The 14,867-nt window shown below is 60.5% G+C and carries 14 protein-coding genes; 10 read left to right on the top strand and 4 right to left on the bottom strand.

The annotated features are described in order from the left end of the window. Positions 1-3: 3 nt before the first annotated feature. Positions 4-249, top strand: a complete 246-nt coding sequence (locus NWV16_RS00525) for a GlsB/YeaQ/YmgE family stress response membrane protein (RefSeq protein WP_065260866.1) — start codon at positions 4-6, stop codon at positions 247-249. Between the two features lie 89 nt (positions 250-338). Then, the gene (locus NWV16_RS00520) at positions 339-875 is read left to right on the top strand and encodes a DUF3299 domain-containing protein (protein WP_065260865.1); all 537 of its coding nucleotides are present in this window, start codon (positions 339-341) and stop codon (positions 873-875) included. Between the two features lie 125 nt (positions 876-1,000). Here the strand turns inward: NWV16_RS00520 and NWV16_RS00515 are convergent, their stop codons facing one another. Continuing rightward, on the bottom strand, positions 1,001-1,900 hold the full coding sequence (locus tag NWV16_RS00515; RefSeq protein WP_260521558.1) for a D-hexose-6-phosphate mutarotase: 900 nt from the start codon (positions 1,898-1,900) through the stop codon (positions 1,001-1,003). Between the two features lie 59 nt (positions 1,901-1,959). After that, positions 1,960-2,364, bottom strand: coding sequence for an acyl-CoA thioesterase (locus NWV16_RS00510; RefSeq protein ID WP_003229628.1), 405 nt, complete (start codon positions 2,362-2,364; stop codon positions 1,960-1,962). 378 nt (positions 2,365-2,742) lie between these two features. On the opposite strand from NWV16_RS00510, the gene NWV16_RS00505 reads away from it, so the two are divergent. Beyond that, positions 2,743-4,041 carry an MFS transporter gene (locus NWV16_RS00505; protein ID WP_260521557.1) on the top strand — a complete coding sequence of 433 codons (1,299 nt, stop codon included), beginning with the start codon at positions 2,743-2,745 and terminating at the stop codon, positions 4,039-4,041. A 14-nt stretch (positions 4,042-4,055) separates the two neighbouring features. Here NWV16_RS00505 and NWV16_RS00500 read toward each other — a convergent pair whose 3' ends face one another. Beyond that, positions 4,056-4,547, bottom strand: coding sequence for a type II toxin-antitoxin system VapC family toxin (locus tag NWV16_RS00500; RefSeq protein WP_260521556.1), 492 nt, complete (start codon positions 4,545-4,547; stop codon positions 4,056-4,058). Beyond that, on the bottom strand, positions 4,544-5,602 hold the full coding sequence (locus tag NWV16_RS00495; RefSeq protein ID WP_260521555.1) for an XRE family transcriptional regulator: 1,059 nt from the start codon (positions 5,600-5,602) through the stop codon (positions 4,544-4,546). The genes NWV16_RS00500 and NWV16_RS00495 overlap by 4 nt, the downstream gene beginning before the upstream one ends. A 187-nt stretch (positions 5,603-5,789) precedes the next feature. Here NWV16_RS00495 and NWV16_RS00490 point away from each other — a divergent pair, with 187 nt between their 5' ends. The 7 genes from NWV16_RS00490 (at position 5,790) to NWV16_RS00460 (ending at position 14,856) form a co-directional block, all read left to right on the top strand. Further along, a complete protein-coding gene (locus NWV16_RS00490; RefSeq protein ID WP_065258236.1) occupies positions 5,790-6,791 on the top strand; it encodes a phosphate ABC transporter substrate-binding protein PstS in 1,002 nt (333 codons plus the stop codon). A gap of 424 nt (positions 6,792-7,215) precedes the next feature. Continuing rightward, positions 7,216-9,249, top strand: a complete 2,034-nt coding sequence (locus tag NWV16_RS00485) for an ABC transporter permease subunit (protein WP_260523598.1) — start codon at positions 7,216-7,218, stop codon at positions 9,247-9,249. 15 nt (positions 9,250-9,264) lie between these two features. After that, a complete protein-coding gene (pstA, locus tag NWV16_RS00480) occupies positions 9,265-10,935 on the top strand; it encodes a phosphate ABC transporter permease PstA (RefSeq protein ID WP_260521554.1) in 1,671 nt (556 codons plus the stop codon). An 82-nt stretch (positions 10,936-11,017) separates the two neighbouring features. Further along, a complete protein-coding gene (pstB, locus tag NWV16_RS00475; protein ID WP_166221929.1) occupies positions 11,018-11,851 on the top strand; it encodes a phosphate ABC transporter ATP-binding protein PstB in 834 nt (277 codons plus the stop codon). Between the two features lie 65 nt (positions 11,852-11,916). Then, complete coding sequence (gene phoU / locus NWV16_RS00470; RefSeq protein ID WP_065258232.1) at positions 11,917-12,678, top strand: phosphate signaling complex protein PhoU; 762 nt, start codon at positions 11,917-11,919, stop codon at positions 12,676-12,678. A 179-nt stretch (positions 12,679-12,857) separates the two neighbouring features. After that, complete coding sequence (locus NWV16_RS00465) at positions 12,858-13,814, top strand: response regulator (RefSeq protein ID WP_260521553.1); 957 nt, start codon at positions 12,858-12,860, stop codon at positions 13,812-13,814. Positions 13,815-13,959: 145 nt separating this feature from the next. After that, entirely contained in the window at positions 13,960-14,856 is an 897-nt protein-coding gene (locus tag NWV16_RS00460; RefSeq protein ID WP_260521552.1) for a M23 family metallopeptidase, read from the top strand. Positions 14,857-14,867 lie beyond the last annotated feature (11 nt).

The following is a 14,867-nucleotide window of genomic DNA, read 5'->3' as shown; positions in this document are numbered from 1 at the left end:
GCCATGGGAATTATCGGAACCATCTTTATCGGCCTGATCGTCGGCCTGCTGGCGCGGTTCCTCAAACCGGGTGATGACAGCATGGGCTGGATCATGACCATCCTGCTGGGTATCGGCGGTTCGCTGGCAGCCACCTACGGCGGCCAGGCCCTGGGCATTTATCAGGCGGGTCAGGGCGCAGGCTTTTTCGGCGCGCTGGTGGGTGCGATCATCCTGCTGGTGATCTACGGCCTGATCAAAAAGAACTGATCCAAAGCGACAAGGCCCTCTCCGCCAAACCTGGGGAGAGGGCTAGAATGCTCGGCGATTTACCGTTTCCTCCTTCTACGAGCATCTTCATGCGCCGTTTTCTGTTGACTCTCCTTTTGCTGGGCTGCGGTCTGGCCCATGCCGGCGAACTGCCGGAAACCGACTGGCTGGAGCTGATGCCCAAGTCGGATCAGAAAGCCCTCGAGGCCATGCCGGAAATCGACCACAACTCCCCGGAAGCCACCGGCACCTTCACCCAGAAAGGCGGGATGAAGCAGGCCAAGGGTTTGCCGGCGGTGATGTATTCGACCAAGACCGTGGCGTCGATGAACGACAAGCACATCCGCATCGGGGGTTACCCGGTGCCGCTGGAATCCGACGCCAAGGGCCGTAGCACGTTGTTTTTCCTGGTGCCGTACCCGGGCGCCTGCATCCACGTGCCGCCACCGCCGCCGAACCAACTGGTGCTGGTGCGTTATCCAAAGGGTCTGAAGCTGGATGACATCTACACGCCGCTGTGGGTGACCGGCACGTTGAAGATCGAAAAGGTCAGCAATGACCTGGCCGATGCGGCTTATGCGCTGGACGCCGACAAGGTGCGGGTGGTGCAGGAGTCCGATCTCTAAGGCTTGGCGCAGAACCCAATGTGGGAGCGGGCTTGCTCGCGAAAGCGGAGTGCCAGTTACATCGATTTGTCTGTCACAACGCCTTCGCGAGCAAGCCCGCTCCCACAGTTGTTTTGCACCAGGGTTTAAAGCGATTTGGAACCGACGCTGACACCCAGGGTGTGACTGGCCTGCGGTGCCAGGGTCACCACGTCATCCATCACATTCGCCGTCTCGATGCACAGCATGCGCTGCCAGCCGTCGTTGTCCATGTCGCTGAACGCGGCGGCACGGTCGATCCACGGGTTCCAGATCACGGCGCTGCGTGAGCCGGTTGCCGTCAGCAGGATGCGCCGCTCCCAGGCGGGATCGACGATGCTCAAGTGCGGCGGAGCATCGAGGTAGATGCGGTCGGTTTCCCCGGCAAAACGCAGATCGCCTTGCTGGTGGTGAGTGTTCCAGTCGTCCAGCGTCTCGATGTAATCCAGACCCTCGACCCCTTCAACGCGCACGTTGCGCACATCGCTGACGGCGAAATAGCTGTGCAGAGCCTGGCTGATGCTGACCGTATCGGTGCCACGGTTGTGGCTGGTCAGGCTGATGTGCAACTGATCGTCGAGGCGCAGGGTCAGCGTCAGGTCAACCTGATGCGGCCAACCGGGAAACCCGCCTTCGGGGCAGGGCAGGGCGAATTCCACCTTCAGGCTTTCGCCCTCGGTTTCGATGCCGCCCAGTTCCCAGTCCGTTGCCCGGACAAAGCCGTGAGCCGCCGCCGGCTCTTCGCTGACACGCATCGCCTGCACGCTCTGCGGGTTGCGGGCGAAGACGCCGAACCACGGCCAGCACACCGGCACGCCGGCGCGGATGCTTTTGCCGGTCTTGAACACGGCCTTGTCGTTCAGCCAGATCAGCGGCGGCTGGCCGTCCACCTGATAACTGAGGATGTGCGCGCCTTGCTGGGCCACCAGCACTTCGGCCTGACCGTGGCGGATGCGCCAGCAGTTCAGTTCATCCAGTTTCACGGCTTCAACATTGGGCGTGTTCATGGGGCAACTCTCGAATCAGCAACTGGGGACGACTATCGACCTGCGAACGGGCGCAAGGTTTAACGTGCGCGCGGTGGAACCGAACGAGTGCGACCGCTGCCATCGATGGCCACGAACACGAACACGGCTTCTGTCACTTTACGCCACTCGCTGGACAACGGATCGTCGCTCCACACCTCGACCATCATCTGGATCGAGCTGCGGCCGATTTCCAGGGTCTGGGTATAAAAGGACAATTGCGCGCCGACGGCCACCGGCACCAGAAACGCCATGCGATCGATGGCAACGGTCGCGACACGACCGCCGGCGACGCGGCTGGCCATCGCCGTACCGGCCAGGTCCATCTGCGCCACCAGCCAGCCGCCGAAAATATCGCCAAAGCCGTTGGTTTCGCGGGGAAGTGCGGTGATTTGCAGGGCCAGGTCGCCTTGCGGGATCGGATCTTCTTGTTCGAGTTCTATCATGCCGGGGGTGCCTCGGACCCGTGACTCTTCGTTTGGTATCGCTGGTGGTAGCCGTCTTCAGGAAAAACGATTCAGCACCGAACATACTACGTTCGTCACGTTTTCCATAAGGCAACTGAAGGGAAACTCTGCGAAACCGGCTGGATCCACGCACCAGGGCGACCAACGACGTTTTCGCACAGCAACCCCTTACAAGCCGGAGCAGGATTGCGAGTATATCGGTCGGTAGACTCCGCGACGACCATCCGGTTCTCATTTCGGCCGTCAAATGCGCGCCTCTATGTGCTTTTTCGAACAATTTGCTATGGTGCCGAACCTGCCGGAGCCACAGCCAGCGTTGTTGTGGCGGCAGATCCGACTATAAGAGAAGACCTTGCCATGACCACAGCGCCCTCGAGCATCGCGCAGCCGGACCAGCCCGCACGACCCCTGACCCGCAATGACTACAAGACTCTGTCGCTATCGGCCTTGGGCGGTGCGCTGGAGTTCTACGATTTCATCATTTTCGTGTTCTTTGCCACCGTGGTCGGCAAATTGTTCTTCCCCGCCGACATGCCCGAGTGGCTGCGCCTGATGCAGACCTTCGGCATTTTTGCCGCCGGCTACCTGGCGCGGCCGCTGGGCGGTATCGTCATGGCGCACTTCGGCGACCTGCTGGGGCGCAAGAAGATGTTCACCCTGAGCATCTTCATGATGGCCGTCCCGACCCTGATCATGGGCCTGCTGCCGACGTACGCGCAGATCGGCCTGTGGGCGCCGATCCTGCTGTTGTTGATGCGTGTGATCCAGGGGGCGGCGATCGGCGGCGAAGTGCCCGGGGCATGGGTCTTCGTTTCCGAACACGTACCCGGCAAGCACATCGGCTATGCCTGCGGCACTCTGACCAGCGGCCTGACGGCGGGCATCCTGCTCGGTTCGCTGGTCGCCACCGCGATCAACAGCATTTATACGCCGGTGGAGGTTTCGGATTACGCCTGGCGGATTCCGTTTCTGCTCGGCGGCGTGTTCGGCCTGTTCTCGGTCTACCTGCGCCGCTGGCTGCACGAAACCCCGGTGTTCGCCGAACTGCAGCTGCGCAAGGCCCTGGCCGAAGAAGTGCCGCTGCGCGCGGTGCTGCGTGACCATCGCGGGGCCATCGCGGTCTCGATGCTGCTGACCTGGCTGCTGTCCGCCGGCATCGTCGTGGTGATCCTGATGACCCCGACCGTGCTGCAGACGGTCTATCACTTCTCGCCGACGGTGGCGCTGCAATCCAACAGCCTGGCCATCGTATTCCTGAGCTTCGGTTGCATCATTTCCGGCGCACTGGCGGATCGCTTCGGTGCCGGTCGTGTGTTCGTGTTCGGCTGCCTGGGTCTGCTGGCCAGTTCCTGGACCTTCTATCACAGCCTCGCCGATCACCCGGGCTGGCTGTTCCCGCTGTATGCGCTGACCGGTTTCCTGGTCGGCACCATTGGCGCAGTGCCATACGTGATGGTCAAGGCATTCCCGCCGGTGGTGCGCTTCAGCGGTCTGTCCTTCTCTTATAACGTCGCCTACGCGATCTTTGGCGGCTTGACCCCGATGGTGGTCAGCCTGCTGCTGAAAGAAAGTGCGATGGGGCCTGCCTATTATGTGGCGGTGCTTTGCGGGATGGGGATACTGGTGGGTGCGTGGTTGTGGAAGAAGGGACGCTGATTCAGTTCCAGAACTCAGGGCTTTCGCCAGTGCGAAAGCCTTGTTTCACATTCGCCAACCGGCAGTCGAGCACCATGCGCAAGCATGTGAGCCAAAGCAATTGCGGCTTCTGTTTCGTCGATGACTTGGTGTTCTACCATTAAGTCGAGCAGCCATAGCGCGCCGTGAACCTGTAGCCCATCTCTTTGGGCCTGGCGGCGCAACCTGCCATCTCCGGTGAGTAAAGGACGGCCCGTTTCCTGTGCAAGCAGGTAGCAGGAGACGTCGGCTAAAGAGCTGTTGTTGTGTTCAATCCTCAACCTCGACAATCGTTTTACACCTGCCTCATCGAACGATTCGACGATCAATCCTCGGTCGAGCAGTTCGTCGTGTGAAAAGTCGTCGAGTTCGTACATTACGAAGTCAGTGCAACACAGCGTAAACGGCAAGCTGAACATCTGCTCCAGTAACCCGGCATTTCTGAAGTCGATCCAGATATTCGTATCACTGATGTAGATCAGACTCATGCACTCTCCAGTGAGCCCAGGAAATTGGGATCAAGTGCGCTCACTGGTTTGCGCAGTAGTTCAGCAGCCCGCGACTTGCTGATCAATCCTTCCGCCAGTCCCCAAAACACCAGCGAGTCAAAGCGTTGGGGTGGTTTGCATGGCATAGGTTCAGGCTCGGCCTTGCGCCAGCCATTGGCACTGAACTGAATAGTGAGGGACTTGTACCCGCTTTCGCTAAGCAGCTTCAAATCCTTCAGTCGTCTCAACGCAGCGTGCATTGATATTCCGTATTGGCGTTTGGCGATCAGTAGCTCTCGTGGGTGGACTCTGGACCGGGGATGACTGCCGAAATCGCCGGTTACGCTTTTGGCAGGGTAGAGAAATGCGCCTGCAAAACGGTGGCAACAGTTTTCTTTGTCTTTCTCTGGCATGTCTTCAGGCAATGCCATAACCCAATGACCAAGTTCATGAGCAGCGGTAAATCTGATCCGCTCACCCGGACGGTCAGCATTCAAAGCAATTAATACATGTTCGCCGTCAGCGGTAGCAGCACAAGCACCGTCGAAATCATCTGGGCCATTGAGCATTGCAACCTTGATGCTGTGCTCTTCCAGTTGCTCAGTCAGATTGGAAATTGGATCGCTTCCGATTCCCCAAAACTGGCGAAGCTTTTCGGCCGCCAGCTCAGCCTCTTCGAGGGTTGACACCGTAAGCATCTGCGCGGGGGTGGCAGGGGTCTGGATATCTGCTGGATCAAAACATTGCTCAAGCGAAATGTAGCGTTCGAGATGTTCCCGAATTTTTTCTTCCACTTGGGCTTGGCGATATTTGGGCATTCTGGCCAGTTTTCGAAACTCCAGAGGTGCCAGCGCAATACCCTCTGCGCGGAAAAAATATTCGGGGCTGACCTGAAGTGCCTTGGCCAGTTGCAGCAGGCGAGAAGAGTTTGGAGTGCTCAACCCTTTCTCATATTTGCTTAACGCTTGTTTGGTGATGTCGCCAAGCTGGGCCGCAAGCGCCTCAAGGGTGAGGCCTCTTTGTAGGCGGGCGCGACGAATTCGGTCGTTTATCATGAGTTCCTCTCGTGGTTGACAAGGCTATATATTGTCTTTGATTTGTCAACCTGTCGCGGAATTCATTTTTTGTGGCATCTCGGATGCTGGCCTTTCATCCAATTGTCATATTTCAGCCATAGAGTGTTCACACGGCCTGCTGATACTTGGCCCCGACTTAACACCCCCTATCTGCTAGGAGTAAGGCATGAAACTGAAGCGTTTGATGGCGGCAATGACTTTTGTCGCTGCTGGCGTTGCGACCGCCAACGCGTTCGCCGCTGTTGACCCGTCGATCCCGAGCTACACCAAGACCACCGGTGTGTCGGGCAACCTGTCCAGCGTCGGCTCCGATACCCTGGCCAACCTCATGACCCTGTGGGCCGAGAACTACAAGAAAGAATACCCGAACGTAAACATCCAGATTCAGGCCGCCGGCTCCGCCACCGCGCCACCTGCGCTGACCGAAGGCACCTCCAACCTGGGCCCTATGAGCCGCAAGATGAAGGACACCGAACTTGCAGCTTTCGAGCAGAAATACGGCTACAAGCCAACCGCCATCCCGGTTGCCGTGGACGCCCTGGCGGTGTTCGTACACAAGGACAACCCGATCCAGCACCTGACCATGGAACAGGTTGACGCGATCTTCTCGTCCACCCGTCTGTGCGGCGCCAAGGCCGACGTGAAAACCTGGGGCGACCTGGGCGTGACCGGCGACCTGGCCAACAAGCCGGTGCAACTGTTCGGTCGCAACTCGGTATCCGGCACCTACGGCTACTTCAAGGAAGAAGCCCTGTGCAAAGGCGACTACAAGCCTAACGTCAACGAACAACCAGGCTCGGCTTCGGTTGTGCAGTCGATCAGCTCCTCGCTGAACGGCATCGGTTACTCGGGTATCGGTTACAAGACCGCCAGCGTGAAAACCGTTGCTCTGTCGAAGAAAGGCAGCACCGATTTCATCGAAGACACCGAAGAAAACGCCCTGAACGGCAAGTACCCGCTGTCCCGCTTCCTGTACGTGTACGTGAACAAGGCCCCGAACAAGCCTCTGGCCCCGCTGGAAGCCGAGTTCGTGAAGCTGGTCCTGTCGAAACAGGGTCAGGAAGTGGTGGTGAAGGACGGTTACATCCCGCTGCCAGCCAAAGTGGCTGCAAAAGCACTGGCTGACCTGGGCCTGCAGGAAGGCGGCGCTGAAGTCGCAAAAAAGTAACAAACTGAGTCAGGGGTGAACCCCGCCTGACTCCCGTGTGGGGCCCGGCCCGCAAGCGGCCCGGCCCCCACACTCCGCGAATTCTTTTATCCACTGCCAGTACCCTGCTGGCGGCGGATTTGGTGCGTCACTGCATTGTCATCTTTCTGTCATACAGGATCGCTAGGGTGTGCGCATGAATGATCTGGCCAATTCCAAAATGACTACGAACCCTCCCAAGCGCATTGATTTCAATACGCCTGAGTTGCAACGCAAGCGCCGCATTCGCGCGCTCAAGGATCGCTTCACCCGCTGGTACGTCCTCGTCGGCGGTCTGGCGGTGCTGGCAGCCATCACCCTGATCTTCTTCTTTCTCGCCTACGTCGTCGCGCCGCTGTTCAAGGGGGCCGAGCTGACGGCCAGAGACGCACTCACCCCGGCCTGGATGCAGGACGCCGGCAAGCCACTGATGATTTCGCTCGAAGAGCAGAATCAGGTGGCCATGCGCGTTTCCGACAAGGGCCAGGCGCTGTTCTTCGATGTCGACAGTGGCGCTGAATTGAAGCGCGTCGATCTGCCGTTGCCGGCAGGTGCCAGTGTGACTTCCATCGGCGAAGATCAGCCGGGCCATCCGCTGGTGGCGGTGGGCCTGTCCAACGGCCAGGCACTGGTGTTCCGTCACACCTATAAAGTCAGCTACCCGGAAGGCAAGAAAACCATCACCCCGGCGCTCGAGTTCCCGTACGGCGAAGCGCCGATAGCGCTCAACGAGAACGGCGGTGCGCTGGAGCACGTCAGCCTCAATGCCACCGATTCGACCCTGCTGCTGGCCGGCTCCACCGGTTCGCAATTGCATGTGCTGTCGCTGACCAGCGAAGAAAACATGATGACCGGCGAAGTCACCAACGAGCAGAAGCGCATTGATCTGCCGCAGATGACCGAGCCGGTGAAGAACATCTTCGTCGACCCGCGCCAGCAATGGCTGTATGTGGTCAACGGGCGTGCCCAGGCCGACGTGTTCAGCCTGCGCGACAAGAGCCTCAACGGTCGCTACAAGCTGCTGGAAAACGCCGATGCGCAAGTCACCGCATCCACTCAGTTGGTGGGCGGCATCTCGCTGATCGTCGGCGACTCCACCGGTGGCCTGGCCCAGTGGTTCATGGCCCGTGACACCGATGGCGAGCTGCGTCTGAAGCAGATCCGCACCTTCCAGATGGGCAAGACGCCAATTGTTGAAATCGCTGCCGAAGAGCGCCGCAAAGGCTTCGTTGCCCTGGATGCCGGCGGCAAGCTCGGCGTGTTCCACAGCACCGCGCACCGCACCTTGCTGGTCGATCAGGTCGTCGAAGGCCAGGGCCTGTTCGGTCTGTCGCCGCGCGCCAACCGTGTGATCGTCGAAGCGGGCGGCAAGTTGCAACCGCTGCTGCTCGACAACCCGCACCCGGAAGTGTCGTGGAGCGCGCTGTGGAGCAAGGTCTGGTACGAGAACTACGACGAGCCTAAATACGTCTGGCAATCGACCGCGGCCAACACCGATTTCGAACCGAAACTGAGCCTGTCGCCACTGACCTTCGGCACCCTGAAAGCCGCGTTCTACGCGATGCTGCTGGCGGCGCCGCTGGCCGTTGCCGCGGCGATCTACACCGCGTACTTCATGGCCCCGGGCATGCGCCGCAAGGTCAAACCGGTGATCGAACTGATGGAAGCGATGCCGACGGTGATCCTCGGCTTCTTCGCCGGCCTGTTCCTGGCGCCGTATGTGGAAGGGCATCTGCCGGGCATTTTCAGTCTGCTGATGCTGCTGCCGATCGGCATTCTGGTGGCCGGTTTCGTCTTCAGCCGTCTGCCTGAGTCGGTTCGCCTGCGCATCCCGGATGGCTGGGAAAGTGCGCTGCTGATTCCGGTGATCCTGTTCGTGGGCTGGCTGTCGCTGTACATGAGCCCGTACATGGAAAACTGGTTCTTCGGCGGTGACATGCGCCTGTGGATTTCTCACGACCTGGGCATCACCTACGACCAGCGCAACGCTCTGGTGGTCGGTCTGGCCATGGGCTTCGCGGTCATCCCGAACATCTACTCGATCGCCGAAGACGCCGTGTTCAGTGTGCCGCGCGGTCTGACCCTGGGCTCGCTGGCCCTCGGCGCCACACCATGGCAGACCATGACTCGCGTGGTGATCCTGACCGCCAGCCCGGGCATCTTCTCGGCACTGATGATCGGCATGGGCCGTGCAGTCGGCGAGACCATGATCGTGCTGATGGCCACCGGCAACACCCCGGTCATGGAAATGAACCTGTTCGAAGGCCTGCGCACCTTGGCGGCCAACGTCGCGGTGGAAATGCCGGAGTCGGAAGTCGGCGGCAGCCACTACCGCGTGCTGTTCCTCTCGGCGCTGGTGCTGCTGCTGTTCACCTTCATCATGAACACCCTCGCGGAACTGATTCGTCAGCGTCTGCGCAAGAAATACTCGTCGCTTTAAGAAAGGTAGAAGTCTGTGAAACAGAACTCCCTGAAAGGATGGTTCAAGAGCGGCGCCCCGGGCGTCTGGATCAGCGGTGGCGCGGTGTCCATCGCGGTCATCATGACCATTGGCCTGCTGGCGGTGATTGCCGTGCGTGGTTTGGGTCACTTCTGGCCGGCGGATCTGATCCACGCCAGCTACGACGTCCCGGGCCAGGGCAATCACCTGGTCATCGGCGAAGTGGTGCAGAAGGAAGAAGTACCCCGTGCACGCCTCAAGAGCGCCGGCCTGCCGGTGCCTGACCAGGGCCCGGAATTCATGACCCGTGAGCTGATCAAGGTCGGCAACCGGGACCTGAACGGCAACGACTTCACCTGGATCGTCGGCGAGTGGCTGAACGACCAGAAAAACCCGCCGGAACTGATGGCGCTGGAGCGTCGCGAGTGGGGCAACTTCTACGGTTACCTGGTCAACGTCAAACAGGACGGCAAGGTCATCGCCGAGGGCGAAGCCGCGTGGCCCGAGCTGCAGGCGCGGATCGACCGCGTGAGCAAGCTCGCCGCGCAATTGAAGACCCTGGAAAAAACCGACATCGGCGCGATCAACGCCGGTCTCGAGCGCATCCGTCTGCATGGCCGCAAACTGGAACTGGAAGGCAAGCTCGACGCCACCGCGCAAGCGGACATGGATGCCGAGCGCGCCGAGCTGAACGCCCGCTATCAGGACGTCGAAGCCCGTCTGGCCGACCTGCACGCGCAGTTCAACCGCGACGCTTTGACGGCTCGCGATGCCAACGGCAAGGAAGTCGAAATCGGCCTGGGCAAAGTGGTTCACGCTTACCAGCCGAACGCCATGGGTACTTTCACCAAGGTCGGGTTCTACTTCAGCAAGGTCTGGGAATTCCTCTCTGACGACCCGCGCGAAGCGAACACCGAAGGCGGGATTTTCCCGGCGATCTTCGGCACCGTGATGATGACCCTGATCATGGCGATGATCGTGACCCCGTTCGGCGTGTTGGCGGCGGTGTACCTGCGTGAGTATGCGAAACAGAACACCCTGACCCGGGTGATCCGGATCGCGGTGAACAACCTGGCGGGTGTTCCGGCCATTGTTTACGGCGTGTTCGGTCTGGGCTTCTTCGTCTACGTGCTGGGCGGCTCGCTGGACCGTCTGTTCTTCCCGGAAGCGCTGCCGGCACCGACCTTCGGTACGCCGGGCCTGCTCTGGGCTTCGCTGACCCTGGCGCTGCTGGCGGTGCCGGTGGTGATCGTGGCCACTGAAGAAGGTTTGGCGCGTATTCCGCGCACCGTGCGTGAAGGCTCGCTGGCCCTCGGCGCGACCAAGGCTGAAACCCTGTGGAAGATCGTTCTGCCGATGGCCAGTCCGGCCATGATGACCGGCATGATTCTCGCCGTGGCTCGCGCCGCCGGTGAAGTGGCGCCGCTGATGCTGGTGGGTGTGGTGAAACTGGCGCCGTCGCTGCCGGTGGACGGCAACTACCCGTACCTGCACCTGGACCAGAAGATCATGCACCTGGGCTTCCACATCTATGACGTCGGCTTCCAGAGCCCGAACGTCGAAGCCGCACGACCGCTGGTGTACGCCACCGCGTTGCTGCTGGTGCTGGTGATTGCCGTGCTCAACCTGTCGGCGGTGTGGATTCGTAACCACCTGCGCGAGAAGTACAAGGCGCTGGACAGCTGATCGCCGTTACAAGCATTGAAGGGCTGCCGGTCTGATTCCCGGCAGCCAACCGAACCGAATTTGTTAGCACAGGGGATCTCCCATGCAGCACGAAACACATACCCACGGCATCAACATGTCTGCCCTGGGCCGCGACAAGCAGAGCCTGAACCTCGAGCAGGAAACCGTGGCCATCGAAGTGCCGGGCCTGAGCCTGTTCTACGGCGAGAAACAAGCGTTGTTCGACGTCAGCATGAACATCCCGAAACAGCGCGTGACGGCCTTCATCGGCCCGTCCGGCTGCGGCAAGTCCACACTGCTGCGGACCTTCAACCGCATGAACGACCTGGTGGACGGCTGCCGCGTCGAAGGTGCGATCAACCTCTACGGCAACAACATCTACCGCAAGGGTGAGGACGTGGCCGAGCTGCGTCGCCGGGTCGGCATGGTATTCCAGAAGCCTAACCCGTTCCCCAAGACCATCTACGAAAACGTGGTCTACGGCCTGCGCATCCAGGGCATCAACAAGAAGCGCATTCTCGACGAAGCCGTCGAGTGGGCACTCAAAGGCGCGGCCCTGTGGGACGAAGTGAAAGACCGTCTGCATGACTCGGCCCTTGGCCTGTCCGGCGGTCAGCAACAGCGTCTGGTGATCGCCCGTACCATTGCTGTTGAACCGGAAGTGCTGCTGCTCGACGAACCGTGCTCGGCACTCGATCCTATCTCGACCCTGAAAGTCGAAGAGCTGATCTACGAGCTCAAATCCAAGTTCACCATCGTCATCGTGACCCACAACATGCAGCAGGCGGCGCGGGTGTCCGACTACACGGCGTTCATGTACATGGGCAAACTGGTGGAATTCGGCGACACCGATACCCTGTTCACCAATCCGGCCAAGAAGCAGACCGAAGACTACATCACCGGTCGTTACGGCTAGCAGACGCTGGTTGTCGCTCACTGAATTGACGCTCGCACCTTACCGGACGCTCCAAGGACGCCAACATGATTAGTAAAGAAGGCCTTACCCATCACATTTCCGCGCAGTTCAACGCCGAACTGGAAGAAGTGCGCAGCCACCTGCTGGCCATGGGCGGGCTGGTCGAGAAGCAGGTCAATGACGCGGTCACCGCGCTGATCGAGGCCGACTCGGGCCTGGCCCAGCAAGTGCGCGAGATCGACGATCAGATCAACCAGATGGAACGCAACATCGACGAGGAATGCCTGCGCATTCTGGCCCGCCGTCAGCCGGCGGCGTCGGACCTGCGTCTGATCATCAGCATCTCCAAATCGGTGATCGACCTTGAGCGCATCGGCGACGAAGCGACCAAGATCGCCCGTCGCGCCATTCAGTTGTGTGAAGAGGGTGAAGCGCCGCGCGGTTACGTCGAAGTGCGTCACATCGGCGACCAGGTGCGCAACATGGTGCGTGATGCACTGGACGCCTTCGCCCGTTTCGATGCCGATCTGGCGCTGTCGGTGGCGCAGTACGACAAGATCATCGACCGCGAATACAAGACCGCCCTGCGTGAGCTGGCGACCTTCATGATGGAAGACCCACGCTCTATCTCGCGGGTCTTGAGCATCATCTGGGTGCTGCGTTCGCTGGAGCGCATCGGTGACCATGCCCGCAACATCTCGGAGCTGGTGATCTACCTGGTGCGCGGCACCGACGTGCGCCACATGGGCCTCAAGCGCATGAAGGAAGAAGTTGAAGGAACAAGCGGCGAAACCGCTAATGTTCCGGGCGATGCTGACGATAAGTAAGATTGCCTGAGAAAAGCGCCCGGCCCTTTGGCCGGGCGTTTTTGTTTGTGCATTTCCAGAATGCGCAATCGAATTAAAAAGCAGCACCCGCGAACGAAAAGTCCCGGCGTGACTGAAGAGTTTTGGCAATGTGCCATCAGCCAGCGTTATGCTTGCCGGGATTTTAATAGGGGTGTTGGATGAGCAAGATCAGTGTGTTGGTCGTGGACGATGCATCGTTCATTCGTGACCTGGTGAAAAAGTGCCTGCGTAATTACTTCCCGGGGATCCGCACCGAGGACGCCATCAACGGCAAGAAGGCCCAGGCCATGCTGGCCAAGGAAGCCTTCGACCTGGTGCTGTGCGACTGGGAAATGCCGGAAATGTCCGGCCTCGAACTGCTCACCTGGTGCCGTGAGCAGGACAACCTCAAGACCATGCCGTTCATCATGGTCACCAGCCGTGGCGACAAGGAAAACGTGGTGCAGGCGATCCAGGCCGGCGTTTCCGGCTACGTCAGCAAACCGTTCACCAACGAGCAACTGCTGACCAAGGTCAAGCAGGCCCTGAACAAGATCGGCAAGCTCGATGCCTTGATGAACAGCGCCCCGACCAAGATGAACTCGGCATTCGGCAACGACTCCCTGAGCGCGTTGACCGGTGGCAAGGCTGCAGTGGTCGGCTCCGCACCGGCGGCGCCTGCGGCCAACCCGTTTGCCAAGCCTGCCGCTGCTGCGCCGGCGCCGGCTGCCGCTCCGCAACGTGGCTTGCTCAACAGCCCGCCGGTGAAAGCACCGGCCGCTTCTGCCGCCCCGGCCAGCGGTCGTGGTCAAGGCCAGTTGCGCCTGCCAGGTGGCACCCAGCAGTGTGTGATCAAGGCCCTGAGCATCAAGGAAGCGCTGTTGGTGGTGAAGCGTACCGACAACCTGCCTCAGATCCTCGACAGCGCCGTGCTGGACCTGGAGCAGGGCGATAACGCCGAGATCGCTCGTCTGAACGGTTACCTGCACGCGGTGGTCGCCCACGAGCCGAAGCCGGACAGCGAATGGCTGCAACTGACCTTCCGTTTCGTCGATCAGGACGCACAGAAGCTCGACTACATCTCCCGTCTGATCGCCCGCGGCACGGCGCAGAAGCACTTCGTTCCGGGCGCGTAAGCGTCGCGGGCAAAAAGAGACCGCCGCCTGTGCCGGGCCGCGGTCTTTTTTCTGGCTGTGCCAAATTTGAAACATCTGTCGACTAGCCTGGTCTGCTTCAGCTGCTAGGCTCATTCCCAGACCTCACTCGACAGAACGTTTGCCCATGCCCCTGCGCCTGCTGTTTTTCTGTGGTCTGTTCATGGCCTCCACCTCGACCGTGGCCATGACGATCTACAAGTCCACCGATGCCAACGGAGTGGTCTCGTACAGCGACCGTCCGAGCAAAGGCTCCCAGGTGTTCGTGTTTCAGGACCGGATGGTCGAGCGGCTCGAGCGCCAGGTCTATCTCGACATCAAGAAGCAGAAGGGCACGGACGTGGTGTTCGTGCGCAACGATCTGTATGCGCCGGTGGAGGTCGCGCTGGCGTTCACCGGGCTGAGCAACGTACGCGGTGCACCGACGCAGACGATCCGCCGGGTGCTGCCGGCGCGCAGCAATACGCGGCTGGCCTTACTGACGGGGGTGTCCGCTGGCAAGCCGCTGGTGTATACGCCGCAGTTCCAGTATTCCCTCGGCGACCCCGCTGGCGCCGCCCAGAGCTATCGCTATCCGTTTCCCTGGCGAGGCGGGCCGTTCCGTCTGAGTCAGGGCGCCAATGGCGATTACAGCCATTATGGACCGAAGAACAAGTACGCGATGGACATCGCCATGCCGGTGGGCACGCCGATCATCGCGGCGCGCGCCGGGGTGGTGGTGAAGACCGAAAACTCGCAGAACGGGCGCGGCACCGATCCTTCCGGCAACTTCGTGCGGATACTGCACGACGACGGCACCATGGGTGTGTACCTGCATCTCAAGCAAGGGTCGGTGAGCGTGCGGGAGGGGCAACGGGTAGCGGTGGGCAGTCCGCTGGCGCTGTCCGGCAATACCGGCAACAGCAGTGGCCCGCACCTGCACTTTGTGGTGCAGCGCAATACAGGAGGAGGGCTGGTGTCGATTCCGTATCAGTTCAACCAGCCGCTGGGGGCGTTGCCCAACTTTGCGCTGGGCAAGCGATAAACTGTGGCGAG

The sequence above is a fragment of the Pseudomonas sp. BW7P1 genome, assembly GCF_024981055.1.
In the GTDB taxonomy this organism is placed as follows: domain Bacteria; phylum Pseudomonadota; class Gammaproteobacteria; order Pseudomonadales; family Pseudomonadaceae; genus Aquipseudomonas; species Aquipseudomonas bananamidigenes.
This window is presented reverse-complemented; position numbering and strand designations above follow the sequence as displayed.

Bases quoted from the DNA above. Each gene is read 5' to 3' on its own strand.
- NWV16_RS00525 (WP_065260866.1), top strand. From the start codon at position 4: ATGGGAATTATCGGAACCATCTTTATCGGCCTGATCGTCGGCCTGCTG.
- NWV16_RS00520 (WP_065260865.1), top strand. From the start codon at position 339: ATGCGCCGTTTTCTGTTGACTCTCCTTTTGCTGGGCTGCGGTCTGGCC.
- NWV16_RS00515 (WP_260521558.1), bottom strand. From the start codon at position 1,900: ATGAACACGCCCAATGTTGAAGCCGTGAAACTGGATGAACTGAACTGC.
- NWV16_RS00510 (WP_003229628.1), bottom strand. From the start codon at position 2,364: ATGATAGAACTCGAACAAGAAGATCCGATCCCGCAAGGCGACCTGGCC.
- NWV16_RS00505 (WP_260521557.1), top strand. From the start codon at position 2,743: ATGACCACAGCGCCCTCGAGCATCGCGCAGCCGGACCAGCCCGCACGA.
- NWV16_RS00500 (WP_260521556.1), bottom strand. From the start codon at position 4,547: ATGAGTCTGATCTACATCAGTGATACGAATATCTGGATCGACTTCAGA.
- NWV16_RS00495 (WP_260521555.1), bottom strand. From the start codon at position 5,602: ATGATAAACGACCGAATTCGTCGCGCCCGCCTACAAAGAGGCCTCACC.
- NWV16_RS00490 (WP_065258236.1), top strand. From the start codon at position 5,790: ATGAAACTGAAGCGTTTGATGGCGGCAATGACTTTTGTCGCTGCTGGC.
- NWV16_RS00485 (WP_260523598.1), top strand. From the start codon at position 7,216: ATGCAGGACGCCGGCAAGCCACTGATGATTTCGCTCGAAGAGCAGAAT.
- pstB (WP_166221929.1), top strand. From the start codon at position 11,018: ATGCAGCACGAAACACATACCCACGGCATCAACATGTCTGCCCTGGGC.
- phoU (WP_065258232.1), top strand. From the start codon at position 11,917: ATGATTAGTAAAGAAGGCCTTACCCATCACATTTCCGCGCAGTTCAAC.
- NWV16_RS00465 (WP_260521553.1), top strand. From the start codon at position 12,858: ATGAGCAAGATCAGTGTGTTGGTCGTGGACGATGCATCGTTCATTCGT.
- NWV16_RS00460 (WP_260521552.1), top strand. From the start codon at position 13,960: ATGCCCCTGCGCCTGCTGTTTTTCTGTGGTCTGTTCATGGCCTCCACC.